We start from the raw sequence: 17,167 nt of genomic DNA, 5'->3' as shown, positions 1-17,167 counted from the left end.
GAAAAGTGAGTGTGCCACGGAAACAGAAACGTGCGCATGGTAGCACTGATTATTTGGAAAAGGTGTTAGCGGCGGGTTTGGTAGCGTTGAACGATATTTAATCGTTCATGCTCTCACCCTGTCGACATTATGGTGTATTGTTGATTCTTGTAAAGCCCATCCACCCACTAAGCCGTTTACTTTTACACTTATGAACTTAACGTGATTTCATAAGCATTGACACTACATGTGCTGTTTTACTTAAATTTTGAACACCATATGTCGTGTTTTTATAAAAACGCTTGCAATCCGGATATTTTACGCTTGGATAACGCTAAAAAGTTAGTTGTTACTAACATAAATTTTGTGCCAGTTTAGGTGCTTGAAATACCACCAGAAATTGGGTCGCAATACGACTAAAACCTCACTATCTTGTTTTGTGACGCAGGATATGTGAGCAGGGTGTAAGCGCTGTGACTTTCTAGGGTTGGGAACCGAAAGGCCAGCGGCAACTGGCCTCTCTGAATCGGGACTCATTGTTTAGTAAATGGACCCATGAAGATTATCAATCGGCATTGGACATCTTCATGCTCAAAGTATCGTAAATGGCTATAAAAAATCAAGAGAGTTAACAAGTAAATTTGTACTTCAACATTACATATTTATAGAACCTTTTGCAGGCCCTGGCGGCTTTAATAAGGATTTCAATGAGTTCCTAATTACTTTAAGTTAGGAGCTAGATAATGGCTTTATTAAGATTTAAGGACACGCCATGTCCTCATAAATATGGCAAAATCTGTACACATTCTGAGTTTGAACCTTTGGTGTGTGACAAACCCACCGTTACTGGAGGGTTCGAGCTATGAGTGGTAATTACATTGAAGGTAACTACGTGTTTTGTCGCTTTAGACGCAAGAAAAACAGTACAGAGATGTTAGATGCTCATGATTATGGGTATAAAGCGTGGCGTATCCCTATAAAGCGTAAGAGCTAGTAGGATACTGCATTAGTGGGGGCCGGATAGCCCCCCATTTTTATATTCTCACTTTGGACAACACGCCTTCAGCTATCAGATCCCCATTCTCTTTGTCGAAGCCTTCAGAAGCATCAGCAAAGGTTTTACTCAAAGCAACATCAACATCCGCGTTAAGTGCTTCAATGTAACCCATAGCCAACTCATCATTTAAGAACGTCTTAGCTGCATGTGATTTCCAATGTCTCATTTGAATGTCTGCCCAGATGTAATGATTATTTTTAGACATTACCTTCATGGCCATCCGCAGTTCCTTGCGTCTGAATTGATTTCTGAATGGATGCGCTGAAATCACGTCGTAAAGCGGGGTGAGCCAATGGCCAGTATGGTCAAGGTAAACACTGAAGTTCTTTGCGTGGCCATCAATACCCATCAACAGCCAAAATACGTATTGCGCAAGAAAGAACTGATACATGTCATTTTCGCTATCAGTACTAAAGCGAAGTAGATTGGCTATCTCACTCGCACCCGGCCCCCCATTTGCTTCATACTTTGACTGGCCAGCTCTACCAAGTGCTTGGCACATGTCTTCTTGAGTCAGTCGATATATTAGGCCGTCCTCACCTTGTTGCCTATCAAACCGTTCAACCACCAGCGCTTTCTGGTCACCGAAAGTGTGTATGTCCGCTTGTGCAACGTTGAATCCCAGGTAACGCATAAATCTCAGGCAGAACCATTCATTATCTACACTGTTTGTTAGCTTTAGCCCGTTTTCTAAATCATGTATTGGCAGTTTGAATATATGGGTTGTTGGAGTGGTACCTAGAGGGCGATGCCATTTTCCTTCATGAAGTGTCAGCGCGGTTTTCTCTTGTGCACCTGCAAGGGATATTCTGAATACGTCATCATCATCCATACCCAGTGTTTTACGTCTTACTGTATTCCTAAGGTGCGCTTCGATATCGGCATGACTCATTGCCTCAAGCTTCAATTCGTCTATCCCATCGACGGGTTCCGGTGTCAAAGAAAGAGAGCCCACGCAATCACGGCCAATCTCACTCAACAAATCCATTGTGTCTGTAGAGTAGGCGCCAACACGGTCAACAATTAACTTACGAATCTCTATGTCGTCCGGCAGTAGGTTGTCGAAGTAAAAGCGCACCAGGTCACCGGTGTGTTTCTTTTTGGTAAGCGGCATCGATAGACTAATTGGGTGTGCGTATTCTGCGGATAGCCACTCATCATCGTAAATAAATGCATGCGTGGCACCATAGCGCTCGAATGTACCTACGTGCCGGCCATTGATGCCCACTGAGAGATTGTTAGTTTTTCTCCTCTTAGCCATAACTATTCCTTAGCTTTATTCTTACTAACAACCACCGGCGTTCTCATTGGCTTACTGACAAACTTACCTGATTCCACTTTTCTTAATGGGCTTTTAACGCCTTTTGGGGCGTTCTGGGGAATACGCTGTCCACCAGCTGCTGCTGTCCCATCTGTTTTATGAGTGTTTTGGTTTGTCATATCGATATTGATATTGAGAACGTTTAGAACCATCAGCACAGTACCAAATGACACGCTGGTGGGGTCATTCTCTAATCTCGATACAAAGCGCTGGTCTTTACCAATTTTAGTGGCCAAGTCTGTTTGAGACCACCCTAGCGCCTTGCGTGTAGATGCTATGTAGTGACCTACGTCTTTTGGGGTCTTAATTCTCATTGTTAACTCAACATATTCCATAAGAAGTATATTTATAAATATACCTTATATTGCATATTTTTCAATATTCTCTAAAAAGAATATTATTATTTATTCTATATAAAGAATATTTGAGAACGCGACAAGAAAGAAAGGGCGTTACCTCCACACCGTTATTCGGTGGTTCTGGAGGTAAACAAAGCGAAACGTTGTGATACTACTGAGAGGCAGGGGGGACTATAGCACCTGTTATCGGAGGTGCTTAAGGCCGGGTTTAGGAATTTGATACTGCTATTAGTTCATTTCTAATCGCGATAAGCAGCTCTTCAGCCTGAATGTTGTGACCTGCGATAATACCCACCAGCGTTAACAAATCATTATTGGGTTCGCTACTGCGTACCGAATCGATTACTGCTCTAGCGGCCGCTAGTGGGATTGATGAAATATTTCGAAAAGACCGTGAAAAATTTTCCTTAAGAACGATGAGTAAATGGATAAAGGTATAGTCGCCGACTTCTTTTAAAAAGGCTTAGGGAAATGGGATGGACTCTCCTCATTGATTAACGATATTTACCTTAATCATGGCACATCGATGCCGATTGTGAGGGGAGTCCATCCCATTTCCCTAGAGAGTCTACAAATCCAAATGAAGCATTACTTTCTGCTAAGTCGATAACTGAATCACTATCTTTTAATTTTACGTCCTTAGCCCCACCGAGCTTTGCTGCTTCCATCAAGTTCAGCGCATATGAGCGGTGTTCAGCGAAAGAGCCTGAATAGTTGTTAATGTCAGCTAAGGTAGTGGGCTTTGATGTTGAGCCACACGCTGAGATTAATCCTGCCAGCGTCAGCGCCACCGTTGTCTTTAATATGTTCATTCCATAACCTTCTTTGTAATCTGGTATTCATCTAATAACTTTCGAATTCATCCGCATATCCCTTTGAGGAACATAACTTCATTGACTCGATGATGCTTTACAATATTAGGCTAAATTGTGAAGTCAATCGTGGGCAGTTAGATGTAGTTAGGAGCATAAAAACTCAAAAAATCACGCAGGCTTTTAAACCATGCCTGTAAGTGGTGAGGTGCTTTGCTGTTAAACCTGCCTGAAGAGCCTTGACCATATGTCCAAAACAAACGCCTGGAAAAGCTCGATTTTAAGCATCACTATTTATTCCTTGTTGTCTATCAAGGCATGTGGCAGTCTTATCGGGTTGCTTTTTGAGCAATCAATGCTCGCACGGAAGTGAATTAGCATAATCTTATGCATGCTAGGTGTATTACTCGAGTGCTCTCGGAAACATTGGGAGTATCATCGAAATGAAAATAAGTTTGTTTACAGCAATCCTGCTTTTATTTACCTCACCGGTAAGGGCCAATATCGACGCGATTGACGGCATGTACCTGGTGTCACCCAAAGGTATTTCTCAAGTATCTTCGTCTGGTGCAAAAGATAGGCATGGTAATTATACTGTTGAGATCAATGTTGTTGAGAGTGTGTACCCTCGGTACTATACCAAAGGGCTTTTGATAGCCAGAGGATGGTGGTCTACGACAACACAGCAATTCTATACAGAAGACTATCAAATCAGACCCAAATTGCCTCACTGCAATGCTTTTGAAGAATTCAGCTGGGGGTTTCCTTATGAGCCCACCGTCGTTGTCATCGGTAACAAGAAATACCCTGTCTATAAAAAAATACCTTCCTTTTCTGAAAAGCGATCGCCACAGAAGTACTGCGTGGATGAACGTGTGAGTCGTAGTACCTGCAGACGTGACAGGTGTAATAAATGGGAGTCACCGAAACCTAATGGTTATTTGGTGAGTAGCCGTTCCTTGGCCAATTCGTTGTTTGCCGATTTACGTAATTGAACGCTTGGTACAGGTCTAAAACATATTAGAGGGAGAGTCCTTCTGTGATGCAAGATAAACGAGAGAGCGGCGTTATACCTAATGGCGTTACTTTTGGCACTGAAGTGCTTGTTATGCCAAGCCTGATAGGTAGCGTCTTCACACACGCTGGTGGTACCGACACAGTAAGTTATAAGCCGAACAAGTACAGCTGGGTAAAAAAGGGGGATGTCATTGCAGAAGTGTATATTAGCCGTCCAAAGACAAAGTTTGGATTGATTAATGATATCTTCTTTAACGATATCATCTCGAAAGTACCCATTAAGAGTCCAGCGAGCGGTTTGGCGCTTCATAGCGAATACAGTGATAACTTTACAGTAAAGTTGAAAGATGATGTGCCTCCCATCGCTAATTTGTCATTACTCCTTCCTAGTGATGAAGTGCGTGAAGTGTCTGGTGCTTCACTTTTTAGGGCGGCAGTAAGCTTGATTAAAGAGAACAGTGACCTCTTGTATAAAGAATCGAGACGCTGGACGATGAAAGGGAAAACGCCTCAGGAGTTAGAAAGCTTATTAGCGCAGCAATTGGCTGCAAATTGCCGGCGATATCCCGCTACGCCGTATTTTGACGATTATTTAGATGAGGCCAGGACGGAATTTCCCGACCTCAGGCAGCACCTTAAACACCTCGTCAACAAAGCGGAGTCAAAAGTATAAACACAGCAATAGGCAACAACATTCGCCCATCGCGGTAACCTAACAAGGTTAGATTTTCGCTAAATGAGCTTCACGTTTATTGTCTGCCTCGCTAATCGGCCTCGTATAGAGGTTGATGGCTTCATTCAAACACTCCCACGCATGCCCTTGTCTATTCGCTTTACGTTTTTGCGGCACATGCGCGCTTAACGGACGAATTTTGGGGACATCCTCGTAATTACATAAAATAACGGGCTGTGCGGCATTAATGGTATTTACCACTGGCTTACCGTCACTCGCGCCATAGTAGAGAGACAAATTCACCGATGCATTGCGTGTCTTACGTATATAAAAGCGGTGGGTGTGCTGTGTGCCCATGATACGCGCTTTTATCTCGTTTAGTTGTGTATCATTGAGACCAGACTTGCTGTTATACAGATACAACACAGCGCGCTCAGGCGTTAGCCTTTGGTCAGCATTCTTGTAAGCCCAATAGAAATTCACACTTTTAAGCGCGGTATCCGTATCAGGGCGACAGTTAATGACATCGATATGCCGATACAGCTGATAGGAGATAATTTCGGCGCCACGGTGTTGATGTAAGAACTCGTGTTTCTGCAAATGATTGCGCCCGTGTGAGCCATCAGGCTTTCTATCCTGCACGCAGTGTTTGATAGCCGTCTTCGTACTGTTAATCGCGATAATGGTATCAATGACGTCGTCATGGTTCTCAAGCAGCAAAATACCCGGGTACTTACCCGCCACCCGGCCTGAAATATCATGAGAAGAACGATGAAAACATTTCAAAGCATTAAGGCAACGCATCTGCGCTTGGACGTTGAACATATCGCGGTGGCCAAGCATTAGCTCACCGGCAGAGAACGCTTTAAAGTCCTCTTTGGTGACGTCATCAATATTGGCAAAATAAGCAGTAGGTGCTAACCGCATGGCACTATAAAGTGACTCATACAACTCATCCAAAGTCGTGAGCAAACCATTAAAGCGCGCAAAGTCATTGACCATGACCACATCTTCTTATCAATCAAACATACCCCTATTGTATTATATTTACAGACCACCTACACATAAAAACACCAATAAAACCCACCCGCGGACACAACAAAGTGGCATCTACCCTGCAAACCCGCCCTACCAAACCAGCCAAAGGCGCGCGCGAGTTGAGCAAGAGGGGCACCTCGGGGGTGGATGAGGGACGCCTTTCTTTGGAATACCTGTTTGAAGGTGGTCTGTAATATAAGCTAAATGTTTTATTCCGACTGGGTTGGTTATTCTTTGAGGATAGTCAGTAACCGTGGTAGCAGTAGAAAAAGTAGGCGCTTGTACGTGAAATCTGGGCTGGTTGGCAGCCTAGCTCCCTGCACTTTTCATGCAGAGAAACAAAAGTGCCAGTATCGATAACATCACCACTAAGCCTTTTACCTAAGAAAAGCTAACCGCACTTATCCATTCGCTCAATATTAGTAAGTAAGCTCAACTCCACTAGCAACGGAAGACAATTTAGCTAAAATGCGCTGAGCGAATAAACCGCCTCCACTCTTCATCTAATAGCGGTTTGGAGAAGTGATACCCTTGGAAGATATCGCAACCAATCCGAGATAGATAATTTCGTTGCACTTCATTTTCAACACCTTCTGCCACGCATTGTACGCCTAGGGCCTTGGCAATATTAATAATGGCGTCCACAATCACAAACTCTGCCTTGTCTGAGTCATCGTCTATGTCATCGACAAAGTATTTATCAACCTTCAATTCTGCAATAGGTAATTCTTTGAGATAAGCAAGACTCGAATAACCGGTACCAAAATCATCAATAGAAAACCGAAATCCAAGCTCTGCCAATTCATGCATAGTATTGCGAACTAGCGTCATATCAGATACGAGCGCTGTTTCTGTAAGCTCAAGTAAAAGAAGCTGAGGAGGGATATTTTTTTCTTTTAGTGTTCGAATTAAAAACAGGGAAAATTCGGGTATAACAATTTGCATCGCGCTGATATTGATAGCAACCGTAGTTTGAATACCCATAGTGATTAACTCGTTTAGCGCGTCACATGCTCTCGACACCACCCATTCACCAATAACATAAATAGCACCATTTTCCTCGGCAATGGGAATAAAGTCAGCGGGACTTACCCAACCGAAGTCTGGCGAGTGCCACCGAACTAGCGCCTCAAACGCCACTACATTTCCGCTAACATTGAATTGAGGTTGAAACGCTAAACCTAGCTCGCCGTTTTTCACCACCGAGTGTACTTTTTCTTGTAGTGCTACAAATTTGTCATACTCTCTTATGCCGTCTTTAGCCAGATGGCAAAGCCCAAAAGGCGCAGATTTCTTTGCATTTCGTAATGCGTGCTCTAAAACGATTAGCATAGTTTCAAAGGAATGTTCACTGGGGTCAAATATAGCACTTCCCGCTGAACATGAGAGTGTGTGGCGCGCGTCGCCTATTTGTATTTTATAATTTTTAGCGTTTAGCAGTGCACTTTCCAACAAATGAGCGCCAAACGCACTTGTATCTGATTTACAAGCGGTGCGACGGGATAAAATAATGAAAGCATCGGCATCAAACTTGAAAATAGCGTACTCGTTACCAATAACCGTTTGCAGCTTGTCGGCAATTTGCTTCAATGCCTTATCTCCCGCATTAAAGCCGAAGCGCTGATTGAACGATGCCATCTTGTCTACGTCGAGCAGCACCGCATAAATGCAATGATTTTTTCGCATCGCTTCAAACATTAGTTCCTTCGCTTCACGCTCAAACCATTGACTGTTCCTAAGCTGTGTAACATTGTCTGTAAATGCTAAATTATAGATGGCATCTTGAGCTTCAAGCCTCTCGGTGATATCTCTTACCAGCCCAATGTATTGTTTCTCTCCCTTTTCCACCGACTCAGTTAGCGATAACTCCATTTGAAAGACGTCGCCATTTTTTCTTCTAGCCGGGAGCTGCCGACCTACACCTATAATCTTAGCCTCACCCGTTGCTTTGTAGTGTTGCATGTAACTATCGTGCTTCATGGCATAAGGCTGTGGCATTAACATGGCAACATTCGCGCCTATTAGCTCATTCTTATCATAGCCGAACAACCTAACTGCTACCTCATTGCACTGCCGTATTTGGCCTTCGCAGTTAATAGTGATAACTGCATCGTTCAAGTTATTCAAAATATTTTCGAGAGTTTCGGAATGCTCCTTAAGGCGAGCAGATATCAGCCTTGCTTCTGTTACATCTTCAAATGTGCCATAAACCCGCACCAGTTTGCCCTGTTGGTCTACCTCAGAGTTTCCGGTGGTTCGCACCCACTTCGCATTGCCACCGGCGTCGGTAAAAGCAAGCTCTAAATCATAAGCCTCAAGATTTGTTGTAAGGTCGTGAAATGCGCGCTTTATTTTTTCTTGCGATTGAGGCGCATAAAAGCCCATGGCTTCATTGGGCGTGAGTGATTGATTTTTTGACACTCCGTAAATACGGTAAATTTCATCAGACCAAAATACGTCTTTGGCGTGATAGTGAAACTCCCATGCCCCAATCTTTGCGATAGATTGAATGTCGTTTAACAGTCCTAGCTGTGCCGTCGTTTGTTTATTTACGAAGCACTTTTGAAGGTAAGCACTCAATTGCTCTGCAACGGTTTCAAATAGCTTTTTTTTCAGTGGCTCAACATCGGCTGAAGCTGCAAAGCACCCTATAAGCATACCTACAGTAGCAGCGTTTTCATTGGCAATGGGCGCATTCATACTCACCTCTATCTCGTTAGGCAAGTTAGTGCAGATTATTGATGAAGAATGAATATGGTTCGGATCTTTTGCTTCCCTTTCAGCTGTGTCGTTATGTGAATTATTTATGGTAAATGTAATTGTTTGCTCAATGGCACGAGAACTAGCCATTAATAATGTCGAGATCTTATGGTTGCCAACTACACCAATAAATAGGGCTTCAGCACCTAGTATATTTAGCAGAGTATCAAGTTTTTCCTGAAGATAAACTGCCTCATCGGAAACCAATACCGTGAATGCATCGCTGTCATATTTTATTTTATATTTAAACATTAATATCCCTAGCTAAAACACTCTCCACCAATAGGACTGAAGATACACCGCTATTCTCGGAACGAGAGTGGTAAAGAAGCCAGTGACTCTGAGCGTTTTGTAATTTGGTCCGATTGTTCCGACACATTGCTAGCTAACACTAGGTTATTGTCCGCTTCGTGATTAACGTTAACAACATTTCTACTAATTTCTTCTGCTACCACACTTTGCTCTTCGGCTGCAGTTGAAATTTGTGTTGCATAGTCTGCTATTGTAGCGACGTCATCATAAACCTTATTGATAATATTGACGGTTCCCTGAGTGTCTAACAAACACTGCTCTGCCGCTTGCTTACCCTGTTGCATTTTTCCAGCCCACGCAAGTAACGTTTCCCTAATACCTGCCATGGAATGATGGATTTGTTCTGTGGCATCGTGGGTGCGCGTTGATAGCGCTCGCACTTCCTCTGCAACAACAGAAAATCCTCTACCATGCTCTCCCGCTCTGGCAGCCTCAATAGCTGCATTTAAGGCTAATAAATTCGTTTGATCTGCAATACCTTGAATTTCTTTCGTCACGCTGCCAATTTTTTCTGCTTCATCAGCTAATACCTTTGACGCCTGAGCAGACACAGAGACCTCATCTGATAAAACCGTAACGGCATCCATAGTATTTTTCATTGAGTCTGTTGCTTTGCTGCACTCCGCATGTACAGCATCAACACGCTCTGATGTACTGGCAGTATTTGATGCCACATCGCGAATAGTCGTAGACATTTCTTCAATTGCCGCAGCCAACTGATGAAGCTCTCGAGTTTGCCGCTCTACGCCCTTTTGCGTTTCTGAAGAGGCACGCGTTAAAGTCACCGCACTCTCTAATAGCATTTTTGCGCCATCACTGGCTCTGCCCAGAATCGTTTGCGCTCGACCTTGATGTAACAACTCCCTAAAATGTATGACATCAATAAGCGATGAGCCACTGTAAACATGCCTGGAAACGCTATCGTTTTCATTACACATCTTTTTGAGTATGCTTGGTATTCTGATGAGCTCGGCATAAAAACAAAAGAATGTCGCAATAGGGAAAAGAAGGGCAAAATACGGTGATTTAAAAGACAAAAGCAAAGCAATCAATGACAACAGTATAAAACCACATAGCCGAAACTGATGAGAAGACCACATGGGTTCTTTAATACGTTCGCCACTGTTTAGGCGAGCGTAAAGTGATTCCGCGCGCGTTTTAACTGAAAGGGAAAGTGTCGTCCTTACCGACTGAAATCCAGCCAGTTCACCTGATTCAAAAACAGGTGTAACAAACGCATCAACCCAATAATATCTTCCATCTTTGCACCTGTTCTTTACTGCACCACGCCACGACTTTCCTGCTTGTAACTTTGACCACATGTCAGCAAATGCTGCTTTTGGCATATCTGGATGACGGACTATGTTATGGTTTTTGCCAATAAGTTCATCGCTGGTAAAACCAGCAACTCGACAAAATTCACTGTTAACATATTTGATGACCCCTCGCTTATCAGTGACTGAAACTAACTCTTCCTCATCAGAAAAGGTCACTTCTTCATCGATGATAGCTTGATTACGGCGAGACATAATTGACCCCGAGAAAATTAAAAACACTAAATATTTCAAAGTATATTGAAAACGTTAAATTAAAGCTAACTCTTGACTTGAGGAAGCACGAGTGCTCAATTTTCACTTAGTGCAGCCAAACTAACTGTTAATACCCGTTTCAGATAGTCTGTGATGCGATGTGCACGTTTTTGTTTACACGGAATGCTATTTTCCCGCTTGTATCGGCTGGCATCATATTGATTGCAATTTTCCAGCTCTCGAAAGTATGTATGCTGCATTATTATTTGTCAGCGTGGACACCTTCTTGACGATCTCATTAAATATGCGGATACGGCGTTATGCCAAGAAAAAAAGCAGGAAAGGGAACAGTAAAACAGGCAACAATGATATTGATTGTGCGATGTATCGCTATCGTCATTTAGTCGAGAATGCAATGTTGAAAATCAAGAAGTATCGAGTCGTAGCGACCCGATATGATAAGTTAGCCAGAAACTACCGCAGTGTTTTGGCATTGGCTTTGCGCTTATGTGGTTACCGATGTGGGTTGATGAGAACATGAACAACAAAAATCAACACGACCTAGGAATCGGTGAATCATCTTCCCTAACATTTTCCCGTATCAACAAACAGAGAAATGAAGTTTTGCTTGAGGCGATATGCGATCCTGTCAGCAATGGTGGAAACATACGGAAAATATTTAAAATTGCAAATGATGTGACAGCAGCGAGGCAAGCGGAAACAAAATTGTCTAACGTTCAACGCTCTTAAGATAAATCCATGGTGATGATTCGATTTTTTGTCACCGGCGTTATCGAAGAAGTGAACGAAAATTTCTCAATGCGGTCGGCTATGATGGGCTATACACTTTAAGCTTCTTCATTGTCCACTAATACCACTCGATTTCTCCCTTCTCTTTTCCCTTTATACAAGCCATCATCAAGTCGTACATAGAAACCCTCGACGGACGAATCGCTCATTGAATAAGAAGCAACCGCCAGCGTTACTGTAATATGAGTGACGCCCGAGCGGGTCGAAATGGCGGTATATTCAACCAACTCCCGAACACGTTCGGCTAAACAGTAGCCTTCGCTGAGGGTTGTCCCCGGTAGAATTATCATGAACTCCTCGCCGCCCATTCTGGCGAACACGTCATCTGAACGAAGCACTTCTTTCACTGTTTGTGCAATAAGCCTTAACGTTCTGTCGCCTACGGCATGACCGTATGTGTCATTAACTTTCTTAAAATGATCAATATCAAAGCTAATAACCGCGCATTCTTCATTGTCATTCAAAAGGCCATGATTGACATTGAACCGCTTTTCCAAGAAGGCCATAGCATAGCGGCGATTAAAAATTTGTGTGAGGGCGTCGGTGTTAGACTGTTCTATCAATCTTATTTCTAGCGCTTTTCGCTCTGTAATATCTTGCACCGTGCCAATTAACACCGAGCTATCAGCATTGTCACGCTGCGGAACAACATGAGCATACTCATGTACCCAGCGTATTGTGCCATCAGGTCGAACAATTCTATGCTCTACATCTTGTATGCCTGTTAACTTTGCTTGCTCTTCACTCGCCTGCACTCTCTTTCTATCATCTGGATGAACGGCATCATAAAATGCCTTGGTCGAAGGCTGAAAACTATCGGGCTCAAACCCAAGAATCTCAAAAATCTGTGGAGACCAAAATAAATCGCCTGTTTCAGTATTTGCCTCCCAGTGACCAAGCTGCGCGAGCGTTTGTGCTTGTTTAAGCCTACGCTGACTTTCTTCTAATTTGAGCGACACCTTTTTTGCGTCTGTCGAATCTACGATTAGCCCATACCATCGCGTTTTATTTTTGAGGCGTTCCGGCGTAGCATAGCCAGAGACCCAGCGAGTTTGGCCATGTAACTCAACACGATAGTCCGCGACCCAAGGCTCTAGATTTTGTGCTGACTGCAATATACTCTTTTCAACATATTCCACATCGGCTGGGTGTATTGCTGCAAACACGTCATCAACCTGCTCCATTGCCTCTTCCGGCGTAACGCCGTAAATATCGACAATTCCGGGACTGGCATAAGGGAAGGCCATTTGCCCATCATCGTCCATTTCAAACTCATAGATTACACCGGGTACAGAACTCGCTATTTTATTTAAGCGTTGTGCAGCAATGTGCTCCCGTTTTTCTTGCGTAATGTCGATATGCGAGCCCACTATCCACTCGGGCAAGCCTTCAGGGTTGCGAGTCACCACCCTGCCATGGTCCCTTACCCAAACCCAGGTGCCATCTCTGTGTTTCATTCTAATTTCACAGTGATAAAAGGGAGTGTGTCCGTCAAAATGCGCATTCAGCAAGCGCTCCGACTCAGCTAAATCATCGGGATGGGCAAAGTTAAGCCATGTGTCTATGTTGGTTGGAGAAATCTCGTCTAATGTATAGCCGATAATCTGCGCCCAGCGCTCATTAAAGCGCGTCTCACCGGTTTGCACATTCCATTCCCATGTACCAATGTTTGTTCCATCAATTATCTGTCGTAAACGCGCAACCTCCATGTGCAATTCGTTTAGTTTGTTTTTTTCTTCCACTTTCTTTCACCGCTGTCTTTTTTTTGTATTTAGAATAAAAAGATGCCCTTTGGAAGCACCAAATCCATTAGGGCCGCAAAGCTCGAGCGGCAAAACATCTATCATCAACCTCACCCAACGCCATATATGCAATCTAAATACATTCGCCACAGGTACGCAGACCTGTCGGATGCTATTTTTTAACCGAATCCTTTTAATACCTTGCGTAGGCTTAATTGGTATTAAATTTCTAATTCGTCGATGCTGCACGGCTTTCCAAACAAGTATCCTTGATAAGCACTACAGCCCATACTCTGTAACAGTGCGCGCTGCGCCTGTGTTTCAACACCTTCAGCGATAACCTCTAACTTCAATGATTGCGAGAGTGTTATCACTGATTGTGCAATAGCTCTGTCATTGTCATCAACCAAGATATCTCGCACAAAGGCCTGGTCTATTTTTAATTGATTTAGCGGTAGTTGCTTTAAATAAAATAACGATGAATAACCAGTCCCAAAATCATCTATAGAAAACATCACACCGTGTTGCTGCAGTGCAGACATTTTAGTTTTGATATCAGCTATGTCGCTGACCAACATGCTCTCCGTCAACTCTAATTTTAGGCGACGAGGATTCGCGCCAGTTTTGTGAAGCGCATCAAGCACTGTCTGCACGAAATTGTTTTTATTAAACTGGATAGCACTGATATTAACGGCAATGGTAAGTGCTTCTGTAGCAGACGCCTTTGCCCAGCTGGCTAGCATTTGGCACGCTTGCTGCAGAACCCATTGCCCTATTGGAACGATAAGGCCGGTATCTTCTGCGACGGGAATAAATTGCGCAGGCGAAATCATTCCCTTCATGGGGTGACGCCAGCGCAGCAACACCTCTGCGCCAATGGCATGGCCGTGGTCGTCAACCTGCTTTTGATAATACAGTTCAAATTGCTCGTTTGAAATTGCGGTGTATAACTCCTGAATAATTTCCGCTTTTGTGTTTACATCAGCCTGCATTTTCGGGTTAAAAAAACATACGCGATTTCGCCCTGTCGCTTTGGCCTTATACATCGCCATATCGGCTTGTTTTAATAAATCGCCAACGACGTCGGCGCTTCGATTGAAAATAGTAATGCCGATACTCGCTGAACACTGATACGAAATGGCCTCGATATCGTAGAGCTGACTAACTTTTGTCAACAGTTTTACAGCGAGCGTTTCACTTTGTACCGCAGCGACCTCTTCAGTATTACTTAACTCTGTCATGAGGATAACAAATTCATCGCCGCCCAGCCTCGCAACCGTGTCCCCATGCCTGGTAGCCTGCACCAGTCTCTCTGCAACTTGGCACAACAATAAGTCGCCTTTAATCATGCCCGGCGCTATCATTAAAATCCTTAAAGTTATCTAAATCGAGAAACAGTAATGCTGCATGGGCGCCTGTGCGGCTGCAATTGGATTGTGCTTGATACAAACGGTCTAACAACAAGCGACGATTTGGAAGGGATGTTAGGGGATCGTAAAAAGCGAGCTGGTGTATTTTGTCTTCGCGCTTCTTGCGTTCTGATATGTCACGCACTATGCCGATGAAGTTAATGTCATCATCAAGGGATACTTCAACAACGCCCAGTTCAACAGGGAATGCTGACCCATCTTTTCGCTGTGCGTCCAGCTCGCGAATTTGTCCCGTAATATTACTGATACCGCGACTAAGGTAGTTTGCTAAATACGTATCATGGTGTTCGCGATGCGGCGAGCCCATCAGCATATTGACATTTTGACCAATAAGCTCGCGATGTGAGTACCCAAAAATGCTTTGCGCAGCCTGATTAGCAGTCAGCATTATGCCGCTTGAATCAATGGTGATGATGCCGTCAAGTAAGTTGTCTACTACAGCGCTCATTTTAGACGATGTCTCTTTGAGCTGACTTTCTGCTTGCAGCTGCTCATCGATACTAAAGTGCGTACCTAATAACCATTCAACGTCACCATTTTGTGAATTTGACGCCACTTTTCCTCTCGTGTTTATCCATTTCCACTGGCCGTTTTTGTGTTTCATTCGAATATTGACATCGTAATGCGATGTTAAACCCAGTGCGTATTCATCAATTTGCTGTGCGGCATAAACCAAGTCGTCTGGATGGGTCAGGCACTCCCATGTTTGCCTGTTTATGGGCATGAGCTCAGATAACTCATAGCCGAGTAAGGTTGCCCATTTCTCATTAACAATGAGTTGGTCATCTTGTAAATTTAAACGCCATACCCCTATATTATTGGTATCAATAACCGCATCAAGTAAGTGCTGGTTATCGCTGATAATGTCATCTTTGTGCTTCTCATTCGTAATATTGCGCACAATCACTAGCACTTCACTGTTATTTAACTTTTGATACCTTGCTTCGAAAGATTGCTTCAGTTTATTGAGGGTATACTGATGTTGAAGTAACGTATTACTATTAAACGCCTTTTCAACGTAACGATTCATTTGGTTAGCCAATTCGAAAGGTAATACATCGAAGAGCTTTTGCCCCAAAACCTCATCTTTTGGCTTGAGCAAATCAGGATGTTCATTACACAGCGTAAACCGATGGTGTGTGTCAATAACAAAGACCATATCCGGTAACGATTCAATAATTGAGGCCGTACGCAGATTGCTCGTCATAAGGCGCTGCTCGAGATGTTCAATATCGATTTTAGCTATTTCATGTTCAACCAAATCAGCAAACCCGCGTAATTGCTGCTTTTCTCGTTGTGAAAATTCTCGCTCCTCAGGGTCGATAAGGCATAAGGTGCCTATGGGCTGCCCGCCAGGTTCACGCAGTGGCGCACCCGCATAAAAACGAATATTTGGCTTTTGTAGTACTAAGGGGTTGTCAGAGAAACGCGCATCCTTGGTAGCATTTTGTACTATCAATACGTCATTTTGTAATATCGCGTGCCCGCAGAACGATATTGAACGGCTTGTCTGGCAATCATCAATACCCACTTTTGATTTGAACCATTGCCTGTCGCTATCGACAAGGGAAACCAAGCAGATGTCAACATTAAATACAGACGCAGCTAACCGAGTAATTCGATCGAACCGTTCTTCCGGTGGTGAGTCGAGTAACGCAGTGCGCTTTAACGCAAGTAATCTTGAAGCTTCGTCAGCAGGGAAATCTGGTGAATTCATGCGCATCTCCGTATATACGACTTATGAATGTAAACCGTAAATAGCCATTTGTCATCATAACCATTAATTGACGAACTTTGATGAAGAATACGACGGCATGTTTCAATGGCGCACTGAAAATTTCACCTCAGACAAATTAATTGATGCGAGCGCGGCCTTCACCTTCATGACAGCATAGAACGCAGATTTGTTTGCTTCGCACGCATTTGTGATTCGCTCGGTTTTTTTAAAAACAAAATCATAGTCTCAGGGGTTGTTCGTAATTGCTCCCATCTAAATCTCGATTATTGATAGCATATGAGCATTAACCGTCCTGAGGCAATAAAATATTACCGATTAAAAGGTAAAAGCATCAACCTTGAAACCCGCCCTGCCCGACCAGCCGAAGGCGCGCGCGAGTTGAGCAAGAGGGGCACCTCGGTGGTGGATGAGGGACGCCTTTCTTTGGAATACCGGTTTGAAGGTGGTCTGTAATTATTGATTGGTATCGTTGTATTCGGTGTTTTGCTTCTTTATCGTGGAGTAGAAAATTCGTGTGATTGCGGTGGAAAAATAGGCGCGCGTACGTGAAATCTGGTGACGTTTGCAGGGCGTTGCCCTCTTTGGTTAAC

At 43.6% G+C, this 17,167-nt stretch carries 13 protein-coding genes and 1 pseudogene; 5 read left to right on the top strand and 9 right to left on the bottom strand.

The features are described 5' to 3' along the window. The first annotated feature begins 841 nt into the window (after window positions 1–841). Window positions 842–973, top strand: coding sequence for a hypothetical protein (locus MHM99_RS21290; protein WP_262385800.1), 132 nt, complete (start codon window positions 842–844; stop codon window positions 971–973). 40 nt (window positions 974–1,013) lie between these two features. On the opposite strand, the gene MHM99_RS18295 is transcribed toward MHM99_RS21290, so the two are convergent. The 3 genes from MHM99_RS18295 to MHM99_RS18285 form a co-directional block, all read right to left on the bottom strand. Continuing rightward, window positions 1,014–2,297, bottom strand: coding sequence for a type II toxin-antitoxin system HipA family toxin (locus tag MHM99_RS18295; protein ID WP_239220268.1), 1,284 nt, complete (start codon window positions 2,295–2,297; stop codon window positions 1,014–1,016). Window positions 2,298–2,299: 2 nt separating this feature from the next. Further along, window positions 2,300–2,671 (bottom strand): helix-turn-helix domain-containing protein, encoded by a 372-nt coding sequence (locus MHM99_RS18290; RefSeq protein WP_239220267.1) that lies wholly within the window; start codon window positions 2,669–2,671, stop codon window positions 2,300–2,302. A gap of 554 nt (window positions 2,672–3,225) precedes the next feature. After that, window positions 3,226–3,528, bottom strand: coding sequence for a hypothetical protein (locus tag MHM99_RS18285; RefSeq protein WP_187447584.1), 303 nt, complete (start codon window positions 3,526–3,528; stop codon window positions 3,226–3,228). 443 nt (window positions 3,529–3,971) lie between these two features. On the opposite strand from MHM99_RS18285, the gene MHM99_RS18280 reads away from it, so the two are divergent. Both MHM99_RS18280 and MHM99_RS18275 read left to right on the top strand, forming a co-directional pair. After that, complete coding sequence (locus tag MHM99_RS18280; RefSeq protein ID WP_187447583.1) at window positions 3,972–4,523, top strand: hypothetical protein; 552 nt, start codon at window positions 3,972–3,974, stop codon at window positions 4,521–4,523. Window positions 4,524–4,567: 44 nt separating this feature from the next. Next, window positions 4,568–5,218 carry a hypothetical protein gene (locus MHM99_RS18275; protein WP_239220266.1) on the top strand — a complete coding sequence of 217 codons (651 nt, stop codon included), beginning with the start codon at window positions 4,568–4,570 and terminating at the stop codon, window positions 5,216–5,218. Between the two features lie 48 nt (window positions 5,219–5,266). On the opposite strand, the gene MHM99_RS18270 is transcribed toward MHM99_RS18275, so the two are convergent. The 3 genes from MHM99_RS18270 to MHM99_RS18260 form a co-directional block, all read right to left on the bottom strand. After that, a complete protein-coding gene (locus tag MHM99_RS18270; protein WP_187447581.1) occupies window positions 5,267–6,220 on the bottom strand; it encodes a DNA replication terminus site-binding protein in 954 nt (317 codons plus the stop codon). A gap of 495 nt (window positions 6,221–6,715) precedes the next feature. Next, the gene (locus tag MHM99_RS18265) at window positions 6,716–9,268 is read right to left on the bottom strand and encodes an EAL domain-containing protein (protein WP_239220265.1); all 2,553 of its coding nucleotides are present in this window, start codon (window positions 9,266–9,268) and stop codon (window positions 6,716–6,718) included. A gap of 50 nt (window positions 9,269–9,318) precedes the next feature. After that, on the bottom strand, window positions 9,319–10,857 hold the full coding sequence (locus MHM99_RS18260; RefSeq protein WP_202942882.1) for a PAS domain-containing methyl-accepting chemotaxis protein: 1,539 nt from the start codon (window positions 10,855–10,857) through the stop codon (window positions 9,319–9,321). 337 nt (window positions 10,858–11,194) lie between these two features. On the opposite strand from MHM99_RS18260, the pseudogene MHM99_RS18255 reads away from it, so the two are divergent. After that, a pseudogene (locus MHM99_RS18255) lies at window positions 11,195–11,382 on the top strand (transposase); the annotation flags it as partial. Window positions 11,383–11,705: 323 nt separating this feature from the next. Here the strand turns inward: MHM99_RS18255 and MHM99_RS18250 are convergent. The 3 genes from MHM99_RS18250 to MHM99_RS18240 form a co-directional block, all read right to left on the bottom strand. Further along, window positions 11,706–13,409 carry a sensor domain-containing diguanylate cyclase gene (locus MHM99_RS18250; protein WP_239220264.1) on the bottom strand — a complete coding sequence of 568 codons (1,704 nt, stop codon included), beginning with the start codon at window positions 13,407–13,409 and terminating at the stop codon, window positions 11,706–11,708. Between the two features lie 221 nt (window positions 13,410–13,630). Beyond that, complete coding sequence (locus MHM99_RS18245; RefSeq protein ID WP_269752035.1) at window positions 13,631–14,773, bottom strand: bifunctional diguanylate cyclase/phosphodiesterase; 1,143 nt, start codon at window positions 14,771–14,773, stop codon at window positions 13,631–13,633. Then, window positions 14,751–16,556: a PAS domain S-box protein gene (locus MHM99_RS18240; RefSeq protein ID WP_269752036.1), complete on the bottom strand. Its 1,806-nt coding sequence runs from the start codon at window positions 16,554–16,556 to the stop codon at window positions 14,751–14,753. The genes MHM99_RS18245 and MHM99_RS18240 overlap by 23 nt, the downstream gene beginning before the upstream one ends. A gap of 297 nt (window positions 16,557–16,853) precedes the next feature. Here MHM99_RS18240 and MHM99_RS18235 point away from each other — a divergent pair, with 297 nt between their 5' ends. Beyond that, window positions 16,854–17,030, top strand: a complete 177-nt coding sequence (locus MHM99_RS18235) for a hypothetical protein (RefSeq protein ID WP_202942884.1) — start codon at window positions 16,854–16,856, stop codon at window positions 17,028–17,030. The last annotated feature ends 137 nt before the right edge of the window (window positions 17,031–17,167 follow it).

It is taken from the genome of Alteromonas sp. MmMcT2-2, from assembly GCF_022348305.1.
Taxonomy (GTDB): domain Bacteria; phylum Pseudomonadota; class Gammaproteobacteria; order Enterobacterales; family Alteromonadaceae; genus Alteromonas; species Alteromonas macleodii.
This window is presented reverse-complemented; position numbering and strand designations above follow the sequence as displayed.

Coding starts and splice junctions, on each gene's coding strand:
- MHM99_RS21290 (WP_262385800.1), top strand. CDS start 842: ATGAGTGGTAATTACATTGAAGGTAACTACGTGTTTTGTCGCTTTAGA.
- MHM99_RS18295 (WP_239220268.1), bottom strand. CDS start 2,297: ATGGCTAAGAGGAGAAAAACTAACAATCTCTCAGTGGGCATCAATGGC.
- MHM99_RS18290 (WP_239220267.1), bottom strand. CDS start 2,671: ATGAGAATTAAGACCCCAAAAGACGTAGGTCACTACATAGCATCTACA.
- MHM99_RS18285 (WP_187447584.1), bottom strand. CDS start 3,528: ATGAACATATTAAAGACAACGGTGGCGCTGACGCTGGCAGGATTAATC.
- MHM99_RS18280 (WP_187447583.1), top strand. CDS start 3,972: ATGAAAATAAGTTTGTTTACAGCAATCCTGCTTTTATTTACCTCACCG.
- MHM99_RS18270 (WP_187447581.1), bottom strand. CDS start 6,220: ATGGTCAATGACTTTGCGCGCTTTAATGGTTTGCTCACGACTTTGGAT.
- MHM99_RS18265 (WP_239220265.1), bottom strand. CDS start 9,268: ATGTTTAAATATAAAATAAAATATGACAGCGATGCATTCACGGTATTG.
- MHM99_RS18260 (WP_202942882.1), bottom strand. CDS start 10,857: ATGTCTCGCCGTAATCAAGCTATCATCGATGAAGAAGTGACCTTTTCT.
- MHM99_RS18245 (WP_269752035.1), bottom strand. CDS start 14,773: ATGATAGCGCCGGGCATGATTAAAGGCGACTTATTGTTGTGCCAAGTT.
- MHM99_RS18240 (WP_269752036.1), bottom strand. CDS start 16,556: ATGAATTCACCAGATTTCCCTGCTGACGAAGCTTCAAGATTACTTGCG.
- MHM99_RS18235 (WP_202942884.1), top strand. CDS start 16,854: ATGAGCATTAACCGTCCTGAGGCAATAAAATATTACCGATTAAAAGGT.